Raw genomic sequence first — 25,142 nt, 5'->3', positions numbered from 1 at the left:
ACGAGAACTGCCGCCTTCCCCGGCAGAGCCGGGTGACGGCCGGGCAGGCCCGCCGTGGAGCACCTCCCACGCCCACCCTGCCCTCGTACCCGGCGTACCTCGTTCTGGCCCAGTCGGCTCCAACCGAGGGAAAGAGAAACATGATCTTGCAACGCGTCGGCAAGGGCATCCGGCTCGGCACGGTCTTCGACCGCGCCGCCGCCCGGCATCCCGCAAGCCCCGTCTACCTGGACCATGACCTGGATGTGGCGCCGGAGCTGGGCCGTCGGCTCACCCTGACCGAGATAGCCGATCTGATCGACGACTTCGCCTCCCGGCTCTGGGCGGCCCGGGTGCGGCCGGGGGACCGCGTCGTGGTCCACAAGTCCGACAACTTCGACATCTCCCTGCTCGCCTACTGCGTGGCACGCGTCGGTGCGGTTCCGGTGCTGCTCTCACCGAAGCTGGACGGCGCCACGACCGCCCGGCTGCTGGAACGGCTCGACCGGCCCGCGCTGGTCACCGACCAGGCCAAGCTGGAGCAGGAGCTGCCCTCCGAGGTCTTCGACCTGGCCGAGCGGGTGATCACGGCCGCGGGCACCTTCCCCGGTGCGTGCGCGCTGGCCGAGCTGGCGGGGACTCCTCGGGTGCCTGCGGTCACCATGCCGCAGGACCTGCCGGCACTGATCACCCACACCTCGGGGACGACCGGACTGCCGAAGCTGGCGGTGCAGTCGGGCCGCACGATCCAGGCGCGCTGCCGCCCGCAGTCCACTCTGCTGGCGCCGGTCGGCCGGCACGAACCCATCGCCGTACACGTCTCCTTCGCACACTCCCGGATGATCAGTGGAGCCGCGCTGTTCGCGCTGCGGGGGCACCCCCTGATCATGATGCGCGACGACGATCCCGAGCGCGCGGCCGAGCTCTTCGCCCGGGTTCCTCCGGGGGTGATCGAGTCCCACCCCAACACCCTGCTGCACTGGGAGAGCCTGGCGCACCACCCGGCCCGGCCGCTGGCGCGAGTACGTTGCTTCAGCAACACCTTCGACGCCATCCATCCGCGTACCGTGGCGAGCCTGCTCGCGGCCTCGGAACGGAACCTGCCGTTCTTCGCCCAGACCTACGGCCAGAGCGAGACGGGCGCGATCGCCGCGCGCACCTACACCCGCCGCCACCGCGAGAGCGCGGACGGCCGCTGCGTGGGCCGGAACTTCCCCGGGCTCACGGAGCTCAGGGTGGTCAGCCGGAACGGCCGTGCCCCGGCCAAGGACAACCCGGGGCGCATCGAGGCACGCAGCGCCGGGCGGATCATGACGTACCTCGGAGAGCAGCAGCGCTTTGACGACCAGTTCTCCGAGGGCGGCTGGTGGCGCATGGGAGATCTCGGCTACCGGACCAAATGGGGCTGCCTCCACCTGCTGGACCGTGAGGTGGACGAGATCCCCGGGATCAACAGCACCTTGGAGCTGGAGGACAAGCTGTTCACCCGGCTGCCGGAGCTCATCGAGGTCATCGTCATCCCGGACTCCGCCGGTGTGCCGGTGCCGGTGGTGTGCACCCGCGACGACCAGCCGCTGGATCACGCCCGGTGGCGCTCGGCCGTCGCCGACCTCCCCGAGCTGGCGCCGCCGTTGCAACGTCGGCTGGACGAGCTTCCGCACACCGCGACCACGAAGGTGAAGCGCTTGGAGCTGGCCAGACTGCTCGGGTGACACGCCGACAGCCACGGGGCAGACCCGTCTTTCGAACAAGACCTCGACCGGATGCCGGGCGTTCCGGGTGACCTTCTTCCTGACGGAGAGCGAACAGAGATGAGTGCGAGTGCTGCGGCCACCGCAGGCGTCTCGGCCCGCAGTGGTGTCATTTACATAGCTTGCGCAGCGACGGCGTGGGGGACCGGAGGCGCAGCCGCGGCCCTGCTGTACAGGGACGCCGGGCTGGGCCCGGCCGCGGTGTCGTGCTGGCGATTCCTCACCGGCACCCTGCTGCTGCTCCTGTTCCGCGCACTCGGGCGCGGCCGGGCCGCCACGCGGGCCGGCGACGCTTCACTGTGGCGGACGCTTCGTTCCCACCGGCGTCAGATCCTGACGACCGGGTGCGGACTGGCGGTCTACCAGACCGCCTACTTCGCCTCGGTGGAGCAGGCCGGCCTCACCGTCGCGACCGTGGTGACACTCGGCTCCGGCCCCGTACTGGTCGCCGCCGGCGCCCGCCTGCTGCTCGCCGAACGGATCGGAGCCGGTGCTCTGGCCGCTCTGGCCGCCGGTGTGCTGGGGCTGGTCCTCCTGGCCTCGGGGGCGGACAGCGCGGTCGGCCCCGAACCCGTGCTCGGTCTCGGCTACGCGCTTCTCTCCGCCACCGGCTACGCGGGCATCACCCTCCTGGGACGCGCGCAGGGCAGCCGCACATCATCCGGCGCGGCCAGGACCTTGGAATCCCTCCCGCTCGGTTTCGCGGTCGGAACCCTGTGCCTGCTGCCCCTCGCGCTGGCCGAAGGCCCACTGCCCGCGGCGGGCCGAGAGCTCGACGCTGTCATGCCGGTGCTCTACCTCGGCCTGGTGCCCACGGCACTCGCGTTCCCGTTGTTCTTCGCGGGCCTGCGCACCGTGCCGGCCGCGACCGCCTCCGTCGTCGCTCTGGTCGAACCGCTGGCCGCCGCCGCGATCGGCGTCACCCTGCTCGGCGAGCGGCTCACCCCCCTCGGCGTCACCGGCACGGTCCTGATGCTGAGCGCTGTTCTCTGTCTGGCGACAGCCGGCAGACCGGACGTCTCCGGTGGGCGGTACGCCCCGCACGAGCGCACCGCTCACCCGCCTCCCGATGTGGCCCTCGAAGAAGCGGCCGCGCCACACCTCATGAGAAAGGAACCGCATGAACACTCTTGACATTTCCCGGACCCTGTCGGAACTGGAGAAGATCAAGGGCGAGTACGTACGCAACCGAATGGTCTTCATCGACGGCGCACGCGTCGTCGAGCTGCTCAAGGGGCTCGGCGCCACCGACGCCGACCTCGAACAGCTGAAGTCCGTCAGCGACCACCTCGGTGTGGACCCTACGCTGCCGTTCCGCGAGTCGAAGAACTGCCGCTTCGTCTACGACGGTGAGCAGCGGCGCATCGAGCGCGGTGAGTTCCAGCCGTTCGTCCTGTCCGCCGAAGAGGACTTCGTACGCCATGACTCCGGGCAGATAAGGAAGTTCGACGAGGTCGAGAACGACCTGCAACTGAACACCGCCTTCCAGCAGCTTCTGCGCATCAACGAGTTCATGGCCCGCGGCGTCGACATCGAGCAGCGCCCGGGGATGGACTACGACAGCCCGCACTGGGTGTGCACCCTGTTCCACCTGCGCACCGTCACCACGCCCGAGCTCGTCGGCGAGCCGGCCCTCGAAGGCGTGCACAGCGACGGCGTGGACCACACCATGACCACCCTGCTCGGCACCCGGAACATGACCGAGGACAGCGCGGTCACCTACCTGCACGACATGCGGCAGGAGAACGCCGTGGCCTGGGACAAGGCAGATCCGGACCTGGTGGTGGGCAGCTGCCAGCACCGCCATTTCCTGGACACGATGCTGGTCGTCGACCACGAGCGCAAGCACAGCCTCTCTCCGGTGCGGGCGCTGGATCCGCAGCAGAGGTCCACTCGCGACATGCTGGTCTTCTTCACGCGCAAGCCGGCGATGGAGGGCCACGTCTCCTATCCGTACGACTCCCTGGGACGGCATGTCGGCCTGCCGATGTCGGTCGACTACCTCGACCATGAGGCAGGATCCCGTCATGACTGAGTCCGTGCCACAACAGACGACCATCGAGGGGTTCCTCGCCGTCGACATCCGTGTCGGCCGCGTCGTCCGCGCAGAGCCGTTCGAAAAGGCGCGCAGGCCCGCCTACAAGCTGTGGGTCGACTTCGGACCCGAACTGGGCGTACGGAAGTCCAGCGCCCAGGTCACCGACCTGTACACCGTGGAGGACCTCAAGGACCGGCAGGTCATGGCTGTCGTGAATCTGCCGCCCCGGCAGATCGCCGACTTCATGTCCGAAGTGCTCGTTCTGGGCGTTCCTGGCGAACGCGGCGGCGACGTCGCCCTGATCGCCCCCGACCGCGACGTCACCCCGGGCCTGCGCCTGCTCTGAGCGGATCGCCGCCCCGGCACATGCGCCGGGGCGGCGGTCGCGCTCGGGCACCTCACCCTGCCGGGCAGTACCACCCGGTGCCGTCCGGCGGAACCCGAACCGTCTGCGGCCGGCGTCCGCCCCTCAGGCGGCGGGCAGGAGAGGGCGGAGACCTCCGCGTCGGCCCCGCCGGTACGGCCGGGGGCCGCCCGTTGCCCTGCCGACGACGCCGTGGCCGCTCCACCGGAGCCGGCCCGGCACCGGGCCAGCAGTGCGCGTGACGGATCACGCCGTGCGCGCCGCGGGCCCCGGCCCCGGGGCCAGCAAGGGCACGGTGGTCACCGGGTCCGGCATGAGACGTGGCGGGGCCGTGGCGGGGAGCGGGCGTCCGAGGCGGGCCAGCAGGTCGGGGTAGGCGCGGGTGTCCCCGATCAGGATGCCCCCGAGCAGACGACTCGCGTCGGCCGAGAGCACGACCTTGAGATAGCTGCCGGCCGCGTGATCGCTCTGGGCCAGTTCCAGCGCGCCCTCGGTCGTGGCGAGCGCATCACCGAAACTCGCCACGTCCACACCGAGCACCTTCAAGCGGGTCGCCGGGGCCGGCACGGTGAAGGGACGATCGTCGAGTGAGAGCAGCTGCCGGGCGACGGATGCGGCCATCCGGTGGCCCGGGGCGACGAGGCCGTGGCACCGGCCGTGCAGGGCGGCACACTCTCCGATCGCCCAGACGCGTTCGTCCTCGGTGCGCAGCCGGCCGTCGACGAGGAAGCCGCCGCGCGGCCCCAGCGGCAGCCCGGCCGGCCCGGCGAGTTCGTCCCGCGGACGGATGCCGGCGGAGAAGACCACCAGTTCCGCGGGCAGCACCGTGCCGTCGGCGAGCCGGACACCGCGCACCCGCCCGTCCGGGCCGCTCTCCAGCTCATCGGTCACCGCCGCGCAGTGGACACGCACGCCCAGATCGCCGACGAGTGAGGCGAGCAGACCGCCGCCCTCCGCATCGACCTGCTGAGGCATCAGACGAGGAGCGACCTCCACGATGTCGACCCGCATCCCGAGGTGCCTGAGGGCATTGGCCGCCTCCAGGCCGAGCAGGCCGCCGCCGATCACCACACCGGGCCGCCCCGCGACGGCCGCGGCCCGGATCGCCCGCAGGTCGTCCAGGGTCCGGTACGTGAAGCAGCCGGCCGCGTCCCGGCCGGGCACGGGGGGCACGAACGGACGTGACCCCGTTGCCAGCACCAGAGCGTCGTACGGGATGCCCGGGCCGTCGGCGCAGTGCACCGTACGGCCCGTCCTGTCGATACGGTGCACCGGATTCGCCGTGCGCAGTTCCACCATCGGGTCGCCGGAGCCGAAGGACGGGGTCAGCGTCAGATCCCTGCCCTCCGGGACGTCGAACCAGGAGGACAGGGCCATCCGGTCGTAGGCGGGCCATGGTTCCTCGGCGAGCACGACGACGCGCCAGGAATCGGTCCGGTCCAGCGCACGTACCTCCCGGACGAGACGGTGTCCGACCATGCCGTGTCCGACCACCACCAGTGTGCGGGTCACGCCACCTCCTCCGGCACGTTCGCGGGCGGCTGCACCGCGGCCCGGACGGACGCGTCGGCGCACAGCCCGCGCACGGTCTCCTTGCAGGTCCCGCACCCGGTGGTGGCGTGCGTCGTCTCCACCAGAGCCGCCCACTGCCCGGCACAGGCGTGCCACGCCCGCAGCAACTCCCCCTTGGTGACGTGGTTGCAGTGGCACAGGACGGCGTCGCCGGGCAGCTCGTCCTCACCGCGGGGCACCGCGGCCGCGCCGAGCAGCAACTCCAGCCGGTCCGAAGGCACGGGGCGCCCCTGCGCGTACCACTGGCCCACAGCCGCTGCTGCTTCGGGCAGACCGAACAGCACGGCCCCGAGCACTCTGTGGTCCTCCAGGGTCAGCCGGGCGTACCGCCGCCCGGCGCGGTCGGTGAAGGTGAAAGTGACCGTCCGGGTGCCTTCGCGCTCCCCGGGAGGTCGCCGGCTCTCTCCCATGAAGGCCAGGTCGGCTCCGGGCAGACGTGGTCTGACGGGTGCGCGCGTGCCCTCGTACCGCGCGTCATGGCCGGTGAGCAGGGCGGCCAGGACCTCGGCCTGTTCCCATGCGGCCGCGACCGTGCCCCGGCTCCCGGCAGGAGGCTCGGCGCAGTCGCCGATGGCGTGGATGCGCGGGTCGTCGGTGCGCAGGAACGCGTCGACCACGACGCCGGTGCGGACGGTGATCCCGGCAGCGGATGCCAGTCGGGTCTCCGGCCGCATGCCGGTGCACAGCAACAGGTTGTCGGTGCGTACGGCGGACCCGTCGTCGAGTACGGACTTGCCCGGTTCGTACGCGACGACGGTGCGCCCGCCACGGACCTCCACCCCCAGTTCCTCCAGCCACCTCGCCAGCAGCTGTCCGACTTCGGCGTCCAGATGGCGGTGCATCGGGTGGGGACCGTCATGCACGAGGAGTACCTCCGCGCCACGGCGGCGCAGTGCGGCCGCCGCCTCGGCACCGAGCACGCCGCCGCCGACCACCACGGTGGCCCCTGGGAAGGGCGCGCAGTCATCGAGGGTGCGCAGGCTCCGTACACCTGGGGCCAGGGTGCGGTCATGGTGGCGGACACCGGTGATGTCCGGCACGCGTGGTTGTGCTCCGGTGGCCAGGACCAGCGTGTCGTAGCGCAGCGCTGTGGTGCCCGCCCGCGATGTGGTGTGCACCAGCTGCCGCCGCCGGTCGATCGCGACGACCCGCACGCCCAGTCGCACCCGCGCGGGCTCCGGGAGCGGTGGCAGGGTGAGTGCCGCTGCGGGTACGGACCCGTCGAGCGCGTATGTCAGCAACGGCCGGTGGTAGGCGGGCCGGTGTTCGTCACCCAGCACCGTGACCGTGCCCCGGTGGCCGTAGTGGTGCAACCGCTGGACGAGGCGATGGGCCGCGGGCCCGTTGCCGACGATCACCACATGGTTCACGACGCCGTCCGGCATGGCTCGATGCGCACCGCGCAGACCTTGAACTCGGGCATCTTGCTCCGTGGGTCGAGGGCGGGGTTGGTGAGCAGATTCGCGCGGCCCGACCCGGCGAAGTGGAACGGCAGGAAGACGGTGTCGGGGCGCATGTCGGCGACCGCGCGCACTCGTGCCACGGTGCTGCCGCGCACCGAGGTGACACGCGCGAGAGCGCCGTCGGTGAGCCCCGAGCGGCGCATGGTGTCCGGGTGCACTTCCACGTACATCTCGCCCGCCGCGTCGTTCAACTCCGGGACGCGGCGGGTCTGAGCGCCGGACTGGTACTGCGCCAGGACCCTTCCGGTGGTGGCGAGCAGCGGGAAGGCGGAGTCCGGTGTCTCCGCGGCCGGCCGGTGCTCCACATCGGCGAACCGGGCCCGGCCGTCACTGTGGGCGAAACCGTCGAGGAACAGGCGCGGGGTGCCGGGGTGCGGTTCACCGGGCCGCTCCGGACAGGGCCAGTGCAGCGCCTCGCCCGCGTCGAGGCGCGCGTAGGTCACGCCCGAGTAGTCGGCCCGGCCGCCCCGCGTGGCACGCCGGAGTTCCTCGAACACCGCACTCGGACGGGACGGGTAACGCCCGGCCGGTTCACCCAGGCGTGCGGCGAGCCCGCCGAGGACTTCGAGATCACTGCGTACGCCCGGAGGCGGCGGGACCAGGGCACGGCGGCGCACCACCCGTCCCTCCAGGTTGGTGAGCGTGCCCTCCTCCTCGGCCCACTGCGTGACGGGGAACACCACGTCGGCCAGGGCGACGGTCTCCGACGGGACGAAGTCGGCGACCACCAGGAGATCCAGTGCGGCAAGGCGTTCTGCCACGTTGCCGGCGTGCGGCGCCGAGACCACGGGGTTCGAGCCGAAGACGAGCAGGGCGCGCGGACCGCCGGGCGCGCCGAGCGAGTCGAGCAGCTCGTAGGCGCTCGGCCCGGCCCCCGGCAGAGCGTCCGCCGAGACTCCCCAGACCTCGGCCACCTCGGTCCGGGCACGCGGGTCCGTGATGGACCGGGAGCCCGGCAACTGGTCCGACTTCTGGCCGAGTTCGCGTCCGCCCTGGCCGTTTCCCTGGCCGGTCAGCGTGCCGTATCCGCTTCCTTCACGGCCCGGCAGTCCGAGCACGAGAGCGAGGTTGATGAACGCCCCCACCGTGTCGGTGCCCTTGCTGTGCTGTTCGGCGCCGCGGCCGGTGAGGACGTAGGCGCGGCGGGCCGAGGCCAGCCGCCGCACGGCCTCCCGTTGAGCGGGGACCGGCACACCGGTGACCTGCTCCACCCGCTCGGGCCACCAGGAGAGCGCCGTCTGCCGGGCGGCATCGAATCCGGTCGTGCGCGCACGGAGGTAGTCGGCATCGATGAGGCCGTCGACCACGGCGATGTGCAGCAGGCCGAGCGCGAGTGCGAGGTCGGTACCGGGGGACGGTTGCAGGTGCAGTGCGGCGGCCCGTGCCGTCGGGGTGCGGCGTGGGTCGATGACGACGAGATCCGGGTGCTCCAGGTGTCGCATCAGCGGGGGCATCGTCTCGGCGGGATTGGCGCCGGCGAGGAGGACGACGTCGGCGCGGCCCACATCGGCGACGGGGAACGGCAGGCCCCTGTCGACACCGAAGGCGGCCCGGCCGGCCGCGGCGGCAGAGGCCATGCAGAACCGGCCGTTGTAGTCGATGTTCCTGGTGCCCAGCGCGAGGCGGGCGAACTTGCCCAGCAGGTAGGCCTTCTCGTTGGTCAGTCCGCCGCCGCCGAACACCGCGACGGCGTCCGGGCCGTGGTCCGCGCGAATCCGCAGCAGCCGTTCGGCGACCGTGTCGAGTGCGGTGTCCCAGCTCGCGGGTGCCAGGTCGCCGTTCGCGGCGCGGACCAGGGGCGTACGCAACCGGTCGTGGACCTCCAGCACGGCGGGCGCCGTCCAGCCCTTGCGGCACAAGCCGCCCTGGTTGACCGGAAAGGCGTCGTCGGGCCGCACCGACACCCGGTCCTCGCCCTTCCGCGCCAGTACGGTGCCGCACTGCAGGGCGCAGTAGGGGCAGTGGGTCCGCACCTCGTCCGGATCAGACACGGCCGACGCCTTCTCGCAGCGCGGACGGTCCCGTACCCTCGCGGCGGTGCCCACCGCGCAGATACAGCCTCCATGTCAGCACCATGCACCCCGCGTAGCAGACAAGGAACGTCACGAAGGCGGTCGAGCCGCTGCCGCCGCTGCTGTAGGTCGCGCGGAAGACGAGGTTGACCAGCGCCCCGCCCAGCGCGCCCGCCGCTCCCGCGATTCCGAGCACGGCTCCCGACATCCGTCGGGCCCGGTCGAAGGCGCTCCGGGCGTCCCTGCCCGCCACCACCTCGCGCTCGGCCTGTCGGGCGAAGGCCGTGGGGATCATTTTGTAGGTGGAGCCGTTGCCGAGCCCGGTGAGGACGAACAGGACGGTGAACCCCGCGACGAACAGCCCGAAGGAGCCCCGGGACGACGCCACGAGAAGGACCGCGGTGCCCGCTGCCATGGCGGCGAACGCGACGAAGGTGACCTGTGCCCCGCCCCACCTGTCCGCCGCCCGTCCGCCCAGCGGACGGAACACCGACCCGAGCAGAGGCCCCAGGAACGTGTACGAGGCGGCCTGCGCCGGAGTGGCACCGAACTCCGTCTGCAGAACCAGCCCGAAGGCGAACCCGAAGCCGATGAACGAGCCGAACGTGCCGATGTAGAGGAGAGATATCGCCCACGTGTGCCGGCTGCGCATCGCCTCGCGCCGGGTGCCGGGCTCGGCGCGAGCGACGCTCACGTTGTCCATTCTCATCGCGGCCAGCAGCGCCGCGATCACGATCAAGGGCAGGTAGACCGAGGTGACGTAGGCGGGATGGGTGTCGCCGGCCGTGGCGATGACCAGCAGGCTCAGCAGCTGGATCACCGCCACCCCCAGATTGCCACCGCCCGCGTTGAGCCCGAGAGCCCAGCCCTGGTGGCGCTGCGGGAAGAAGGCGGAGAGGTTCGTCATCGACGAGGCGAAGTTTGCCCCGCCCAGGCCGGTGGCCGCTCCGATGGCCACGAACACCCAGAGCGGGGTGCCCGGACGCTGCACGAAGTACGTCGTCAACGAGGCCGGTACGAGCAGCACGGCGGTGGAGCACACCGTCCAGTTCCGGCCGCCGAAGCGGGTCACGGCGTAGCTGTACGGAATCCGCAGCACTCCCCCGACGACGGTGGGCACCACCACGAGCAGGAACTTCTCACTCGGCGAGAACCCGAGACCGATCCGGGGTGACATGAAGAGCACCAGGACGGACCACATGCTCCACACGGAGAACCCGATGTGCTCACAGAGCACCGAAAGGGCGAGGTTGCGCCGTGCGATCCGGCGGCCGTGCCGTTGCCAGAACTCCCGGTCCTCCGGGTCCCACCGAACGACCTCGCGGCTCGAAACACTCCGTCTCACGGTGTGTTACTCCTCATCTGCGGGATCGGTGTTCCCGTGGTGCGCCCGCACGCGTACGACGGTGCCCCGCCCCGGTCGGCTACTTCTGCGCGGACCGGGCCGCGACCAGTTCGGCCAGCTCCAGGCGCTTGATCTTGGTGGTCGCGGTCTGCGGCAGCTCCCCGATCCGCCACTGCACGGGTTCGGCCATCGGCGGGAGCCCCGAGCAGGCCGCCTTCCAGGCAGCCAGGTCGAGCGGCTTGTCGTCCTTGGTGCAGACGACCGGAACGGCACGACCGTCCGGCCCGGGGATGATGATGACCTCGGCCAGGTCCTCCAGCTTGCCGAAGAGGGCGTCCTCGGCGGCCAGGGTCGAGCCGAAACCCTCGATCACGTCGACCTCGCGATCGAGCAGGTGCACGCAGCCCCACTTGGTGCGGTAACCGACGTCGCCCATGCGCCACCAGCCGCCCTCGGACACCTGCTGGTCATAGCGTTCTTGTTCGTCCAGGTACGTGACGATCCGGCCGTCGCTGCGGACCTCGATGAAGCCCGGGTTGGCCGCCGAGGGCGGGTTGCCGTCCCGGCTGACGACGCGCACTTGCGTCATACCGGGGAACGGGACGCCCACGCACCGGCCGTCCTCGTCGAGGGAACGCCGACGGGTGAAGCCCCGGACGACCGCCGGGCCCACCTCGCTCTGTCCGTAGAGCTGGCCGAATATGGGCGCCCGGCGCTTGGAGGCGCGCAGCAGGCGGTGCACCGTGCGCGGGTGGATGGCGTCGAACGTACTGCTGAACAAGGTGACGTTGGACAGCGGTCCGCGCGGGTCATCGGCCATCGCCTCCCACTCCATGAAGGAGTTGGGATGCGCCTCGAGGATGCCCGGCTTCATCCGGGCGAAGAGGTCGGCGACCTGAGCAGGCGCCGAATCGGCGAGCATCACGACGGGGAACCCGCGCAGCAGCGATATCGCCAGGGCGGTGAACAGGCGTGAGTGGACGAAGGACACGTGCATGGCGATGGTCTCGCGGTTGCGGATCAGCGGCTTGATGATCGATGCCTGCGGCCGGTACCGGGCCTGCAGCGTACGGCCGGTGTGCACGGCGAGCTTGGGGATGCCCGTGGTGCCCGAGGTGTGCGTGATCAGTGCCGGGTGCTCGGGGGGCATGATTGTCGTGGGTACCCGTGGGGACCCGGCGAGTCCGTGCAGGTCCACCGCGGCCTCGTGGGTGCCGGAGGTCAGCAGGACACGGCTGGCCAGCTCGAAGGTCCCGTCGGGCAGTTCATGCTCCAGCTTCGTCTGATCGGTGACGAGGAAGGGGCGGTCGGTGCGGCGCACCAGCTCGGCCGCGGTGGCGCCGTCCAGCTTCGCCGAGAACAGGACCGGGACCGCGCCGATGCGGGAGATGGCGCAGGACAGCAGTGTGATGTCGAATCCGTCGCTCTTGTAGACGACGACCCGGTCGCCGGCCCGGACCTTCGCCGCCCACAGCCGGGCGGCGTAGTCGTCCACCAGGTCGGCGATCTCGGCAATCGTGGCCCGGCGCCCCAACTGCGGTGCGATGTCGAGATCATGGTCGAGGACCATGATGTTCGCCGGGTGCAGGGCCGCGGCCCGCTCAAAGAGGGTGCCCAGCCGGATGCCCCGGTTGGCGATGCGCTGCAGCAGCATGTGTCCAAGCTCTCGTCAGATGGATACGCCGACTACGGCCGCCCGTGCGCGAGTGCGGCGGCGGTGTGCTCTCGGTCGTGCGCCCGGCTCAGCCGCCCTCGACGGCTGCCTTGATGCGGGCGACGGTGGTCTCGAGGTCCTTCTCGATCTTTTCGCCCCACTCCCGGAAGAAGCGCCGGCGCTCCTCGGACGTCATTCCGGAGGTGATGCCGCCGATGCCCTCCGTCGGCGCTCCCATCCGGAAGCGGTGGGTCAGCACGCTCTCGCCGTCGAGCGGCTCGATGTCGAAACCCCAGACGCTCTGTTGCTTCCGGCCGGCGCTGTCCCGCATCGCCCAGCTGAAGGTGCGCCCCGGCTCCGCGGCGACCACCTCGGACTCGGTGAACCAGGTGCCGCGCACTACCGGTGCCCACGCGACGACCTTCTCGGAGCGGAGGTTCTCGCCGCGGAACACCGAACCCACCGCGCCCGGGGCTCCGGAGACCCACTCACCACCGAGGCACTCCGGGCTCCAGTCGCCGCTGCGGCCCAGGTCACTGATGACCTCGTAGATTTCTTGCGGTGAAGCCGAGATGCGGACGGCGGCTCGGGCCTGGAACAGGCTGTTCCCGGCGGTCTCTCCGTCGCGGCCAATGTTGTGTTCAGTCACAGACATGCCGGAAGGCTGCGCCCGGCCACGGATCGAGGTCAAAGCAACCGGGCGGGATCCGTCAAGTCGGAAAGCCACTTCCCGCGGTCGCGTCCGGAGTCCCGGAAGCCACGTCACGGACGAAGTGCAGGGCGCCCAGCCGCATGCCCAGGGAGTGGTAGAAGCTCTGGGCGCGGTGATTGGCCGTGCCGGTGTCGAGCTCGATCCGGTCACAACCGGACTGCCGGGCCCGCCGCTCGACCTCGTCCATCAACTGCCTGCCGATGCCTCTTCCCCGCAGCGCCGGATCAGTGACGAGGTCCTCGACGAACAGGAGCAGGCCTCGACTTGTGGCGAGCGTCCGATGGGTGACGACGCCTCTGCAGCGTCCCGAACCGTCGTGGGCCGCGGTGAACACAAGCCCCTGCCGACAGGACCGCAGGACGAAGTCGGCGAACCCTCCGGGGTCGAGTGAGGGACGCAGTGTGCGGATGAGCGGTTCGACATCGGTCGTCATCGCGGGGTCGCCGGGCGCGATGTCCGTGAAAGCTATCTGCATGGGGAGGAAAGTAGGCCGGAACAGCGACAGGGGCCAGGCGCTGCCGGGCAGGCAGGGCCCGCAGTCCGGCGGAGTCGCCCACGCATCGCGCTCACGCACCGGCAGTGCCGCCACACGTCGGCCCTGTTCGGCCGCATCCGTCCCGCCCCCGGGGAGTTGACATACTCTGCGGCACAGAACGGATGCCGGTCGGGGAACGTGCCGACTCTGTGCATCATGAACGCCATGCGTGCTGCATTCATCGAAGAGCTCGGCTCCCCGGACGCCATCAAGTACGGGGAGTTGCCTTCACCTCTCGTAGGGCCGACCGATGTCCTGGTCGATGTCTTCGCGACCACCGTGAACCCCGTGGACACCTTCGTGCGTTCCGGAGCGTTCCGCACTCCGGTCCCCTTCCCTTTCGTGATCAGTCGTGACCTCGTCGGAACCGTGGCCCAAGTCGGCCCCGGCGCGGCCGGGTTCGCCGTGGGAGACCGGGTGTGGTGCAACTCTCTCGGGCACGACGGCCGGCAGGGAGCGGCCGCCGAACAGGCGGTCGTGTCCGCTGATCGCCTGTACCGACTTCCTGAGGGAGTGGACCCGCAGACAGCGGTCGCCGTGGTCCATCCTGGTGCTACCGCCTACCTGGCACTGTTCACCCACGGCCGGCTGCGTACCGGCGATACGGTCGTGGTCGTTGGTGCCGGCGGCAACGTCGGCAGCGCGCTGACCGTTTTCGCCTCGCAGGCCGGAGCCCGCGTCATTGCCGTCGCTTCGGCCCGGGACGCCGATTACTGCCGCTCCGTGGGAGCCCACGAGGTGTTCGACTACCGGGACCCGGCACTCTTCGACAAGATCCGAGCGGCCAGTCCCGGCGGTGTCGATGTGTATCTCGACACGGCGGGCGTCAACGACCTGGCGAACAGCGTCGGCCTTCTCGCCCGGCGTGGTCGTGTCGTCCTGCTGGCCGGCGCGCGGTCCACGCCCGTGCTGCCGGCCGGGCAGCTGTACATGAACGACTGCTCGGTCGTCGGGTTCGTGATCTCGCACGCCACCACGGCCGAACTCGCCGAGGCCGCGGACGCTGTCACTCGCATGCTGCGGTCCGGGCGGCTGCGGCCACGGGCCACGGAAGTGATGCCGCTGAGTGCCGCGGCCGACGCACACCGGCGTCTGGAGGGCGGTGAATGGCACGGCCGCCGGGTGGTCCTGCGCACCGCCGCCACGGATACGGGACCGTCGGATTCTACGGACTACCGGCAAGCGGCGTTGTTGGCGAATTCCGAACGGTTCATATAGACCCGTCCTGCTCTCTCGTTGATACTTGCCCGATGTACACGTTGATCTTAGCCACACGGAATCCGGGAAAACTGACCGAGTTGAAGGCGATTCTGGCCGATGCGGAACTCGCTCATGACCTCGTGGGCGCTGACGCCTATCCCGACATCCCGGACGTCAAGGAAACAGGGGTAACCTTCACGGAGAATGCGCTGCTCAAAGCGCATGCTCTTGCCCGGGCCACGGGTCTTCCCGCCGTCGCCGACGATTCTGGTCTGTGCGTCGACGTTCTCGGAGGAAGTCCGGGAATCCTGTCCGCCCGCTGGGCCGGCAGGCACGGCCAGGATCTGGCCAATATGGAACTGCTGTTGGCGCAATTGAGCGACATCGCCGCCCCGCACCGTGGCGCCCGCTATTTCTGTGCGGCTGCACTCGCACTGCCCGATGGCACGGAACGCGTCACGCACGGGGAATTGGCCGGCGTGTTGCGCACCGCCCCGGCTGGAACCGGCGGGTTCGGCTACGACCCCATTTTCCAGCCGGACGGCGAGAGTCGGACTTTCGCGCAGATCCCCGACGGCATCAAGAACTCCCTCAGTCACCGCGGCAAGGCGTTCAGATCCCTGTTGCCGGTGATCAGAGAACTGGTGAAATGACGTGACGGGTGAGCCGGGGCCATTCGGACCTGACACAGACCGCACTCTCCTCTTTACACCTCCGCACGGGGCGGTGAATGGTCGAAGGGCAGTCCCGGCCACCTCGCCACGCTTTCCCTGCCATCGGGCACGTCCGGAGCACGCGGCAGACGCGGGGGAGGGGCTGCCGCCCGCTGAGAGTCCGTAGAGAGGGAATGAGAATGAGTCGCTTCGAGGCCATGTGGGACCGTTTCTGGACCGACCTCCCTCACACCGCCGGCGCATCGCCGTGGGACGTGGACCCCACCTATGTCGCCCACGCCCACTTGAAGCTGTTCGGCAGTGTGCTCGACCCCTCCAAGCCGGTCATCGACGTCGGGTGCGGCGACGGCACGCAGACCGCGGCCATCGGGCAGCACTTCGAGCGGGTGATCGGCGTGGACGTGGCCCCGAGCGCCGTGGAGCGCGCCCGCAAGTATCACGACGCTCCGGGCGTCTCGTACGAGCAGCTGGATCTGCTCAAGCCCGAACAGGCCGTCGCCCTGCACGACCGGATCGGCGACGCCGGCCTGTACGTCCGCACGGTCCTGCACGCGTTCACCCCTCAGGAGCTGAAGCTCGCGGTCACGTCGCTGGCGACCCTGGCCGGCAGCACGGGTGGTGCCTTCTTCTACGAACTCGCCCCGGCCAGCGGCGAATTCATCTCGGCCAAGCTCAAGGGCGAGGGAGTTCCCGCGGAGAAGTTCGGATTCGTCTTCGAACGGGTGCCCCTGCCCGTCGCCCGCGCGGAGGACGCCTTGCAACGTGAGCTCGTCGAGGCGGGTTTCGACATCGTCTCCACCGCGCCCATCGATTATCAGGGAACGGTCACGGAGGGCAAGCGGTACGTGAACGTACCGGCATTCTTCGTGGTGGCGAGGGCCAAGGGCGCACCCGCACACTAGACACCGCCACACAGTCCGGATTCCGGAGGTCGAGATTTCCGGGACCGGCGCGTCGAACCGGACCGAAGCAGGGCCGGGAGGGGACAGCCCCCTTCCGGCCCTGAGGGTATTTTCTCCCAAGAGCAGGGTGGTCTTCGCGTGCCGCTCGGCGTCGAGAATGTGACCAGAAGAATCGACGAAAAGGATGCCCTGCCCCAGCAGTTCGGGACCTGACACATTACCGGCGTCGTCGTTGACCGCCGAGCAACGCCATAGTTAGCGTCCTCTGCATGGGAACCATCCTTTCAGTCAATACTGGCCCCTGTGTTGTTCCCGAATTCGCAGTACGCCGCGGGAGGACGGCGATCAGAAAGCTTCCCGTCGACAAAAGTGTCAGGCTGACCAAACTCGGTTTCGAAGGTGACGAGCAGGCCGCGGACTTTCACGGAGGCGTGCTCCAGGCGGTCTATGCCTACGCCCGGGAGGACCTCGACTGGTGGTCGAGCCAGCTGCAAAGGCCGTTACGGAACGGGATGTTCGGAGAAAATCTGGATCTCATCGGTTTCGATGCCAGCAATGCCGTACTCGCTGAGAAGTGGCAGGTCGGTGAAGTGCTCCTCCAGGTCATGGCACCCCGTATGGCCTGCGGCACGTTCGGGTCCTGGATGGATGAGAAGGGCTGGGCCAAGCGTTTCAACAACGCCCGGAGGCCAGGCGTCTATCTCCGTGTGCTCGAGGAAGGCCGGGTCTCCGTCGGTGACAAAGTCGACGTGGTCTGGAGGCCGAGAAAGCACGTCACGGTGGCCGAGGCCGTCGGGGCGATTCTCGACGAGCAGGACGTGCTCCGGCGGATCACGGACATGGCCGACGAAGAACCCGCGTGGGACCGCTCGGCGATGATGTTCCACGTCTCGAACCGGACCCGCTCCGCTGTCCCCAAGAAGGAGCCGGCGGCGTCCGCCGTTCCTGATCCGCACGCCGGGGGGACCCGTGCTTGACGTGTTCGGGGACTACAGCTCCCGCGACCCGGTCCTGGCGCTCGCCGAAGCCGCGAAGGGCTGCCCGCTTCAGGAGGCGTCCGAGAACGGCGGCATGTACGCCTTTCGCGCGCGCGACGTGGAGAGAGCGCTGACCAGCGCGGACTTCTGGTCGCAACGGTCTGCGGACCAGCGGCTCGCGGCCTTGACGGACGAGGACAGAGAACGCCGGAAGAGGCTGAAGACCTTCTTCTCCCTCTGGCCCGTGTTCTCCGACGGCGCGTACCACAAGCAGGCGCGGCACGCCTCCATCCAGCTTCTGCGGGGAACGGTGACGCCCGGGCTTCTGGCCGCGTGCCGGCGGCTGGCCGACTCCCGCCTCGCGGCCGGCGGCGGCGAATCCTTCGACTGGGCGGACACCGTGGCGCGCCCCATGGCGCGGGAGGCCATCGCGGCCCTTACGGGGAATGCCGATGCCGTCCGGCTGATCGAGCTCGGCGTCGGGGTCATGGACGAATTGGCCACCCCCAGGATCGACATGGCGAGGGTGGATCGCGCGCTCCGCTCTGTTGACGCGCTGTCCCACTGGCTCGGCCGGGCGAGGGCCGAGCCGCCGACGCCCTTCGTCGCGGGGCTCGGAGAGCTGTGGGACGACCCGGCCTTCGGCCCGGAAGCCGCTACGGCCCTGCTCACCCAGGTCGTCACGGGTGCGTACGAACCCATCACCACGGCGCTGTGTGTCGTGGGGGAACGCATCCACGGTGACGTGCTCGCACGCATGCCGGTGGCGAAGGTCAGGGAAGAGGTACTGCGTCTCGCGGCGCCCTTCCGCTTCGCGAGCCGCTACGCGCGCCGGCCGGTGTCCATCGGCCCGTACCGCCTGGAGACGGGTGCCAGAGTCAACCTGTGCCTGGGGACGTCCAACCTTGATCCGGAGCGCTATCCGGGCCCACTGGAGATCCGCGACCGGGGCGTGCGCTCCCGCTCCTTGAGCTTCGGCGCCGGCGCCCACTACTGCCCCGGGGCGGCTCTGGCGAGGGCCGTGGTCGACGTACTTCTGGAGTCCCTCAAGGAGTCCGGGGTGCATTTCCGTGCCGAACGCGTCGACCGGGAGCCCGAACTCCCGATGCTTCGCTACCGCGCGCTCAGCGGACGCCTCGTGCGCACGGCCTCGACCGCGGACTGCCGAGACCGGGTGAGCGGAACCACCAACCCCTTGAGCAACGGGAGGGCACGTTGAGCGCGCTGGTCATCGACACGGACCCCGGGCTGGACGACGCCCACGCCCTTGCCATGGCTCTCACCCCGTCGGCGCGACGGCCCCACGTTCCCGTCGCCGCGCTCTGTACGGTCGCGGGCAACACGGGCATAGACGCGGTGACCGCCAATGCGCGCTGGCTGCTCGGCGCCTACGGAGAACAGGCCGCCCGCACCCCGGTGCACCGGGGTGCCGCGGGCCCCCTCGCCGGGCACGGGGCCGCAGCCCCCCACATTCATGGCAGTGACGGACTCGGCGACCTGACGCGATGGCCTGTCACCGAGGTGATGGAAGACCACGTGCCGGCCGCCCGCGCACTCATCGACAGCGCCCGGCGCGACCCCGGCCGGATCACGCTCGTCGCTCTGGGGCCGCTGACCAACGTCGCCCTGGCGCTGCGCCTGGAGCCCCGGCTTCCGCAACTGCTGCAACGGGTGGTGGTGATGGGAGGTGCGGTCAACGGCCGCGGGAACCACACGATGAACGCCGAGTTCAACATCGTCGCCGATCCGGCCGCGGCCGACCTGGTCCTCGCGCACTTTCCCCGCCTCACACTGCTCACCTGGGACGCGACGCTGGCCTGCCCCTTCACCCCGGACGAACTCGAATCCTTCTTCGAGGGCGAGACCGCGGCCGCGACCACACTGCGGCGCATCGTGCACAACCGGTACCTCACCGACCCGGGGTACGCCGGCCGCTCCCACTATCTGCGCCCCGACCCTCTGGCCATGGCCGTGGCTCTCGACCCCACCGTCGTGACCAGGTCCGTACGGCACCGTGTCTACGTGGGCTACGGGCCCGGAACGCTTCAGCACGGTGTCACGGCCGTCGACTGGCAGGACACGCGGTCGGACCGGCCGCCCATCACGATCGTTCAGGAACTCGACAGGGACCGGCTGCTCGAACTCCTCCGGGTCTGAGCTACCGCCTGCCCCATGCCCGACGCCGCCCCTGTGACAGGAGAGTAGACATGAGTGCACCGCAGCCCACGTCCGAGGGCGCACAGCGCCTCCTGGACCTCGACGGACTGGCCCCCGACGTTCCGGCACGCCTCATGGCGCAGATCGAGTTCATAGCCGAGATCGACCGGCTGAAGACGGTCCTGCGGCTGAGCCCGCTGCTCGCCGACGACCGTCGGGAGAACGACGCCGAGCACTCCTGGCACATGGCGTTGATGGTGCTCGTCCTCGCGGAGTACGCGAACGAACCCATCGACGTCGGACGCACTCTGAAGCTCACCCTGGTGCACGATCTCGTCGAGATCTACGCGGGTGACACCTGCCTGTTCGACGACGCCGGCCGGAAGGACCAGGCGGAACGTGAGGCGGCGGCGGCCAGGAAACTGTTCGCTCTGCTGCCGGCCGACCAGGAGAAGGCGTTCCACGAGTTGTGGAACGAGTTCGAGGAGCGGCGGACCCCCGAGGCGAAGTTCGCCAAGGCCATGGACCGGCTGCAGCCCCTGCTGCTGAACGCCGGGAACGGCGGCGGCACCTGGCGCGCGCCCGGAGTCGACGAGGCTCGTGTCCGGGAGCGCACCTCTGTCATCGAGGAGGGATCGGCCGAACTGTGGGACTACACGCGGAAGCTGCTCGCCCTCAGCGTCCGTAAGGGCTGGTTGTGAGATGGACCCCGGCGGTCGTCGACGCGGTTCACGGCGTCGGTCCCGGGGTCGGCAGAGCCGATCCCCTGCTCCCGGGGAAACGGCTTCGGGTCAGGGACAGCAGCGGGGCCGATTTGACGGCGGTCTCCTCGAATTCGTCCTCGGGCGAGGAGAGCGCTATGACGGCGCCTCCCGCGCCGTACCGGACCCGGCCGGGCGTGATCACCACGGTGCGGATCACCACGCTGAGATCGGCGGCTCCCGACAGCGAGAAGTACCCGAGCGCCCCCGAATAGACACCCCGCGGGCCGCCTTCGAGATCGTCGATGATCTCCATGGTCCGTACTTTCGGCGCCCCCGTCATCGAGCCGGGCGGGAACGCGGAGCGCACACAGTCCACCGCGGAAGCGTCCCTCCGCAGCTGCGCCCGCACCGTGCTGACCAACTGATGGACGCTCTCGTACGTCTCGACCTGGAAGATCTCGTCAGCCTCCACCGAGCCCGGCTCGGCGCAGCGCCCCAGATCGTTGCGGACCAGGTCCACGATCATCAGGTTCTCCGCCCGGTCCTTCTCGTCGCTCAGGAGGTCCGCCACGAGATCGGCGTCCTCCCGGGCGCTTCTTCCTCTCGGTCTGGTTCCCTTGATGGGCTTGGACTCGGCCCGGCCGTCGGCGCCGACCTTCACGAACCGCTCGGGCGATGTGCTGAGCACCGAGGTGCTGCCCAGCCTCAGCAGGGCCCCGAACGGTGCCGGACTGCTTCTGCGGAGCAGCCGGTAGCTCGGCAGCGGTGCGAAGGTGCCCCGCGCTTCGGCCATGTTGGTCAGGCAGACCTCGTAGCTCTCTCCGGCCGCGATCTCCTCCAGGGCCCTGTCCACCAGTCCCAGATAGGCAGCCCGGTCGTGGCGCAGCGTCACCTCGGCGTGCGGGACCGGGTCGGGGTTCAGCCGGGGGGAACGGCCGCGAAGCTTCTCCAGAGCCTTACGGGTGTCACGCAGCCAGCGGACCGCTTCCCTTTTCTGCCCGTCCTCGACGAGGGCCAGCAGATAGGTGACGCGGCTGTGGTGGTCGAACACCACCGCACGGTCCGCGAAGATCATGGCCGCGTCCGGCTCCGAGGCCTGATGGGCGAGTCGGCCGCCGCACTCGGCCTTGAGTTCGTAACCGAGGTAACCGACCCAGCCGAGACTGAAGTCGAACGGCAGGTCGAGCGGAGGGATACGGGCAGCGGCCAGGTCCCGGTCGAGCCAGGAGAACCACTCGCCCGAGACCACTTCCGTGCCCTTCGAGGAGCGCACCGTCACGGTCTGCGCCCGCACGTCAGCCTCGGCGATCCGCGACAGGGGCCCGCCGGCATCCCCCATGACGGAGAACCGGCCGAGGGCCGTCTCCGAAACGGCATGGGCGCTGCTGTCCAGCCAGAAGGCGTGCTCGGCGTGCCCGAAGAGCGCTTCAAAGGCGACCTCGTCGTCCCAGCCGGTATCGAGCCGCTCGACTCTCACCTGGAGGGAGCGCCGGGGCAATGCGGCTTCGGCCGGTGCCCGGGGAACCGGTGCCACGAGCGCCGGCCGGTCCCCGTGCCATGCGCGGCTCAGCTCCACGAAGTTACGCAGCAGCTCCATGCCGTATTCGGTGAGAATCGACTCGGGATGGAACTGAACCCCCCACATCGGCTTGCTCCGGTGCTCAAGGCCCATGAGCACTCCGTCCGGGGTCCACGCGGTGGCCCGGAGGCTCTCCGGAAGATCATTGACCGCGAGCGAGTGGTAACGCACGACGTTGAAGGGCGAGGGCAGCCCGGTGAACAGACCGGTGCCCTCGTGGAGCACCGGCGACAGCCGTCCGTGCCGAGGCTCGGGCGCACGGCTGACGACGGCCCCGTGCCACTGGGCTATGCCCTGGTGTCCGAGGCAGATGCCGAGCAGGGGCAGGTCACAGCTCTCCACCAGCTCCCGGCACCTCCCGAAGTCCTCGGTGCGAGCGGGAGTTCCGGGCCCGGGGGACAGGACGACGGCATCGAACCCGCTGAGCAGGCCCAGGTGCAGGAGCGGCGAGTCGTTGGGTAGGACGACCGGCTCCTGACCGGTGATCACCGCCAGATAGTGGGCGAGGTTGTGGGTGAACGAGTCGTAATTGTCAACAAGCAGGATACGCACGGGCTTTCCAAGATCCCTCGTGAGCCGGAACAAGGAGAGGGGCAGGACACGAAAGGCTGCTCAGCTTCCTTGCCGATTGCTTGTGGCGGCACCCACGCGCTTCGGGCGAGGGCTCGACGCGTCCCTCCGCGCGATCTCGATCAACAGGTACTCGATCGTGTCCCGGCCCTCTTCGACGTGCATGCTGCGCACCACGCTCAGCTCGCGCTCCGTCTCATCCGCGAGAGCGTGCAGACGTGCCAGGTCACCCCGGTTGCTGAAGTGCAGCAGGACCCGGCCGCCCTCCGTGGTCCACTGCGGTGCCTGCTCGAGGTAGCGGCGGTGTGCGGCGTAACCGGGGTCCACGTACGCCCGCTCGTGGAGGGAGGCGTAGCGGTAATCGGACGGCGCGAGAACGAAGTTGGAGTGCCAGTACACGGTGTCGAAACGCGCATGGGGGTCGAGGGCGTCGAAAAGGTCGCTCTGCTGTGCGCGGACGCGGTCGGCGATCCCGTGGCGCTGTGCGTTCAGGGCTGTGTTGCGTACGGCCAGCGGATTGATGTCCGTAGCCAGCACCCTCTCGCAGCCACTCAGTGCGGCGCTCACCGCGATGACTCCGGTGCCGCAGCCGATCTCCAGAAAGGAGCCATTTCCGGCCAGTTGGTGGTCCTCGTGGAAACCCAGCAGCTCCATGGCCGCGTCGGTGGACGTCGTGTAGGGCGGGGCGAAGACGTCCGGAAGCAGGGTCCACTCCCGCCCTCGCAGGCGGAAGCTGTCGGGGCGCCTGCTGTCGCTGCGTGCCTCACGGCTGCGCTGCAGCGACTGGACATAACTGCGGATTTCCACCGTAACTCCCCCTGCGGGCAGGGGAATTTCCCCTCCCCGGTACACGAGCGTCCGCGATGCGGCGTGGCGACCGGAAGGTGATCTCAGGACACTCTTGCCGGTGCCTATCGGTGGTCTCACCACCACGCAACGGAATCAGCCCAGGTCCGGGCCGTTGACCTGCTGATCGGTCGACAGCTATCTTCACCGGGGCGCCGGAGTGGGGGAGGGTGCGTGGCATGCCGGGAGAGATATCGACCGGGGATGACGAACTGCTGACCATTCTGCGGCTGTTGGCCGAAGGGGCGACCGCGGGGCAGCTGGAGGCCCTGTTGCAGCGCGTGCGCCGAGAGGGCCGGCACGGGCCCGAGCAGCTGGCCCGTATCGAGTCCGTGGTGCAGCTGGCGCGCGAGGTGAGCCTCGCCACTGCCAGGAGTCACCAGCGGGAGGCCGGACTCGTGGCTCTGATCGACACGGCCCGGGACCTGTCGGCCCCGGTGGACCTGGACGGCCTGCTGCCGCTGATCGCCCGTTGGGGCAGGCGTCTGTTGCATTTCGACATGACGTACATCACCCTGCCGGACGACGAGGGCATGTACGTGCGCTGCTCCGAGGGTTCCACCACGGCGCTCAACACCGGTCTGCGGATCGTGGGCGGCCGGGGGCTGGGGGCGCAGGCCATGCGGTGCCGGGCACCGCTGTGGACCGCCGACTACTCGGAGGACGGCTCCATCGCGCACTCCGACACCATCGACGGGGTGGTCGAGAAGGAGGGACTGCGCGCGCTCATGGCCGTCCCCCTGCTCCAGAACGGTGAGGCCGTGGGGGTGCTGTACGGGGCGGACCGCAGGGTGCGCCACTACACTCCCGACGAGATCGGTCTGATCTGCTCGCTGGCGGACATCGCCGCGGAGGCGATCGGGAGGGTGGAGCAGCTCCAGCGGGCGCGGGAACAGCTTGCCGAGTTGAAGAGCGACGGAGCGCGCGTCCGTACCCGGCTGGCACGCCTCGGGCAGATAAGTGCGACGTACCGCCGGATCATGGACCTTCTGATCGACGGCACGGACCTGGGCGTACTGGTCGATACCGCGGCTGCGGCGCTGGACAGCACCCTCCAGATACGGGATATGGCCGGGCATGTGATGGCGGCCGGCGGCGAGATCGCCGACGTCGACGAGGACGCGCTCAACGAGGCAGCACTTGAGGCGTACACCTGCGGTGGCCCCGTCCGGGCGGGTGACCGGGCCTGGGTCACCCCGGTCACCGCCGGGAAGGAAGGGCTCGGGGCGCTCGTCCTGTGTCCGGCTGCCGAACTCCTCGGAGAGGACGTCTGGCTGCTGCGGACGGTCGCCCAGGTCTTCGCGCTGCAGCTCGTGATGGAACGCAGCGCGGCCGTCGCGAAGGGCCCGGTCCGCGACGAGCTGCTGGAGGAACTGCTGAGCCTGCCGACCGGTGCGCCCGTGCCGCGCCAGATCATTCAGCGCGCCACCCGGCTCGGGATCGACCTGGACAAACCGCACGTTCTGCTCGTGGTCCGGCCGGAGGGCGGGGAGCCGAAGCGAGCCGGGGGATGGGCGTCCTCGTACGTCTTCCGCGTGAACGGCCTGAAGATGATCGACAACGGCCGCCTCGTCCTCATCGTGCCGGGCACCGACGCCTCGGCCACTGCCCGGGCCGTGGCCGACGAGCTCTCCCCGCTGCTCGGCAACCCCGTCTCGGTGGGCGCCGCGGGCCCGCAGACCTCGGCAGCGGAAGCCGGCCGGATGTACCGGGAAGCGGTGCGCTGCCTGGACGCCCTGACCGCCCTCGACGGGGTGGGGGGTGTGGCCTCCGCACAGGACCTGGGATTTCTGGGACTGCTCCTCTCCGACGACCACGATGTCGACGGATTCATCGAGTCGGTCCTGGGTCCGGTCCTCGACTACGACACGGACCGCACGACGGAACTGATCGCCACCTTGGAGCAGTACTTCGCGGCAGGCTCCAGCCCCACCAACGCGGCGGAGAGACTGCACGTGCACCCCAACACGGTCGCCCGCCGCATCGAGCGCATCACCGAACTTCTCGGCACACGGTGGAACGAGCCCGAGCGTGCCCTCGAAGTGCAGCTGGCCCTCCGGCTCCGCCGCGCCCGCCAGGTCCTGTACGCACGCCGAAACAGCTAGGCA

Annotated in this window: 21 protein-coding genes; 12 read left to right on the top strand and 9 right to left on the bottom strand. The window is 69.9% G+C overall.

The features are described 5' to 3' along the window. Positions 1-140 precede the first annotated feature (140 nt). From FKN01_RS16195 to FKN01_RS16180, 4 genes are read left to right on the top strand one after another with little or no spacing between them, the layout of a single operon-like run. Positions 141-1,691 carry a class I adenylate-forming enzyme family protein gene (locus tag FKN01_RS16195; RefSeq protein WP_143620974.1) on the top strand — a complete coding sequence of 517 codons (1,551 nt, stop codon included), beginning with the start codon at positions 141-143 and terminating at the stop codon, positions 1,689-1,691. 51 nt (positions 1,692-1,742) lie between these two features. Further along, on the top strand, positions 1,743-2,864 hold the full coding sequence (locus FKN01_RS16190) for an EamA family transporter (RefSeq protein ID WP_313906153.1): 1,122 nt from the start codon (positions 1,743-1,745) through the stop codon (positions 2,862-2,864). Further along, complete coding sequence (locus tag FKN01_RS16185) at positions 2,851-3,765, top strand: 2OG-Fe dioxygenase family protein (RefSeq protein ID WP_143620970.1); 915 nt, start codon at positions 2,851-2,853, stop codon at positions 3,763-3,765. The genes FKN01_RS16190 and FKN01_RS16185 overlap by 14 nt, the downstream gene beginning before the upstream one ends. Then, entirely contained in the window at positions 3,758-4,114 is a 357-nt protein-coding gene (locus tag FKN01_RS16180; protein ID WP_143620968.1) for a tRNA-binding protein, read from the top strand. The genes FKN01_RS16185 and FKN01_RS16180 overlap by 8 nt, the downstream gene beginning before the upstream one ends. 264 nt (positions 4,115-4,378) lie before the next feature. Here FKN01_RS16180 and FKN01_RS16175 read toward each other — a convergent pair whose 3' ends face one another. The 7 genes from FKN01_RS16175 to FKN01_RS16145 form a co-directional block, all read right to left on the bottom strand. Further along, positions 4,379-5,644 (bottom strand): NAD(P)/FAD-dependent oxidoreductase, encoded by a 1,266-nt coding sequence (locus FKN01_RS16175; protein ID WP_143620966.1) that lies wholly within the window; start codon positions 5,642-5,644, stop codon positions 4,379-4,381. Next, positions 5,641-7,089 carry an FAD-dependent oxidoreductase gene (locus FKN01_RS16170; RefSeq protein ID WP_185992862.1) on the bottom strand — a complete coding sequence of 483 codons (1,449 nt, stop codon included), beginning with the start codon at positions 7,087-7,089 and terminating at the stop codon, positions 5,641-5,643. The genes FKN01_RS16175 and FKN01_RS16170 overlap by 4 nt, the downstream gene beginning before the upstream one ends. Beyond that, positions 7,071-9,158, bottom strand: coding sequence for a molybdopterin oxidoreductase family protein (locus FKN01_RS16165; RefSeq protein ID WP_260696911.1), 2,088 nt, complete (start codon positions 9,156-9,158; stop codon positions 7,071-7,073). Before FKN01_RS16165 ends, FKN01_RS16170 begins: the two co-directional genes overlap by 19 nt. Next, positions 9,151-10,524, bottom strand: a complete 1,374-nt coding sequence (locus tag FKN01_RS16160) for an MFS transporter (RefSeq protein WP_143620964.1) — start codon at positions 10,522-10,524, stop codon at positions 9,151-9,153. The genes FKN01_RS16165 and FKN01_RS16160 overlap by 8 nt, the downstream gene beginning before the upstream one ends. Before the next feature lie 79 nt (positions 10,525-10,603). Beyond that, positions 10,604-12,178: a class I adenylate-forming enzyme family protein gene (locus FKN01_RS16155; protein WP_143620962.1), complete on the bottom strand. Its 1,575-nt coding sequence runs from the start codon at positions 12,176-12,178 to the stop codon at positions 10,604-10,606. An 88-nt stretch (positions 12,179-12,266) separates the two neighbouring features. Beyond that, positions 12,267-12,833: an SRPBCC family protein gene (locus tag FKN01_RS16150; protein ID WP_143620960.1), complete on the bottom strand. Its 567-nt coding sequence runs from the start codon at positions 12,831-12,833 to the stop codon at positions 12,267-12,269. A gap of 55 nt (positions 12,834-12,888) precedes the next feature. Continuing rightward, on the bottom strand, positions 12,889-13,365 hold the full coding sequence (locus FKN01_RS16145; protein WP_143620958.1) for a GNAT family N-acetyltransferase: 477 nt from the start codon (positions 13,363-13,365) through the stop codon (positions 12,889-12,891). Between the two features lie 225 nt (positions 13,366-13,590). Here FKN01_RS16145 and FKN01_RS16140 point away from each other — a divergent pair, with 225 nt between their 5' ends. From FKN01_RS16140 to FKN01_RS16110, 7 genes are all read left to right on the top strand, one after another. Then, the gene (locus tag FKN01_RS16140; RefSeq protein ID WP_143621091.1) at positions 13,591-14,643 is read left to right on the top strand and encodes an NADPH:quinone reductase; all 1,053 of its coding nucleotides are present in this window, start codon (positions 13,591-13,593) and stop codon (positions 14,641-14,643) included. A 32-nt stretch (positions 14,644-14,675) separates the two neighbouring features. After that, on the top strand, positions 14,676-15,278 hold the full coding sequence (gene rdgB / locus FKN01_RS16135) for an RdgB/HAM1 family non-canonical purine NTP pyrophosphatase (protein WP_143620956.1): 603 nt from the start codon (positions 14,676-14,678) through the stop codon (positions 15,276-15,278). A gap of 200 nt (positions 15,279-15,478) precedes the next feature. Continuing rightward, the gene (locus tag FKN01_RS16130; protein WP_185992861.1) at positions 15,479-16,201 is read left to right on the top strand and encodes a class I SAM-dependent methyltransferase; all 723 of its coding nucleotides are present in this window, start codon (positions 15,479-15,481) and stop codon (positions 16,199-16,201) included. Positions 16,202-16,470: 269 nt separating this feature from the next. Continuing rightward, positions 16,471-17,178, top strand: a complete 708-nt coding sequence (locus FKN01_RS16125; RefSeq protein ID WP_143620952.1) for an MOSC domain-containing protein — start codon at positions 16,471-16,473, stop codon at positions 17,176-17,178. Next, positions 17,171-18,397 carry a cytochrome P450 gene (locus FKN01_RS16120; RefSeq protein ID WP_143620950.1) on the top strand — a complete coding sequence of 409 codons (1,227 nt, stop codon included), beginning with the start codon at positions 17,171-17,173 and terminating at the stop codon, positions 18,395-18,397. The genes FKN01_RS16125 and FKN01_RS16120 overlap by 8 nt, the downstream gene beginning before the upstream one ends. Beyond that, the gene (locus FKN01_RS16115) at positions 18,394-19,335 is read left to right on the top strand and encodes a nucleoside hydrolase (RefSeq protein WP_185992860.1); all 942 of its coding nucleotides are present in this window, start codon (positions 18,394-18,396) and stop codon (positions 19,333-19,335) included. The genes FKN01_RS16120 and FKN01_RS16115 overlap by 4 nt, the downstream gene beginning before the upstream one ends. 50 nt (positions 19,336-19,385) lie before the next feature. After that, entirely contained in the window at positions 19,386-20,036 is a 651-nt protein-coding gene (locus FKN01_RS16110; protein WP_143620946.1) for an HD family hydrolase, read from the top strand. A gap of 28 nt (positions 20,037-20,064) precedes the next feature. On the opposite strand, the gene pabB is transcribed toward FKN01_RS16110, so the two are convergent. Beyond that, the gene (gene pabB, locus FKN01_RS16105) at positions 20,065-22,170 is read right to left on the bottom strand and encodes an aminodeoxychorismate synthase component I (protein WP_143620944.1); all 2,106 of its coding nucleotides are present in this window, start codon (positions 22,168-22,170) and stop codon (positions 20,065-20,067) included. Positions 22,171-22,230: 60 nt separating this feature from the next. Continuing rightward, a complete protein-coding gene (locus tag FKN01_RS16100; RefSeq protein WP_260696910.1) occupies positions 22,231-22,995 on the bottom strand; it encodes a 50S ribosomal protein L11 methyltransferase in 765 nt (254 codons plus the stop codon). Positions 22,996-23,213: 218 nt separating this feature from the next. Between FKN01_RS16100 and FKN01_RS16095 the strand changes: the two genes are divergently transcribed. Continuing rightward, positions 23,214-25,139: a helix-turn-helix domain-containing protein gene (locus FKN01_RS16095; RefSeq protein ID WP_143620942.1), complete on the top strand. Its 1,926-nt coding sequence runs from the start codon at positions 23,214-23,216 to the stop codon at positions 25,137-25,139. Positions 25,140-25,142 lie beyond the last annotated feature (3 nt).

Source organism: Streptomyces sp. 130 (genome assembly GCF_007096885.1).
In the GTDB taxonomy this organism is placed as follows: domain Bacteria; phylum Actinomycetota; class Actinomycetes; order Streptomycetales; family Streptomycetaceae; genus Streptomyces.
Note: the sequence above shows the minus strand (reverse complement) of the source record. Positions and strands in the feature narration are given on the sequence as shown.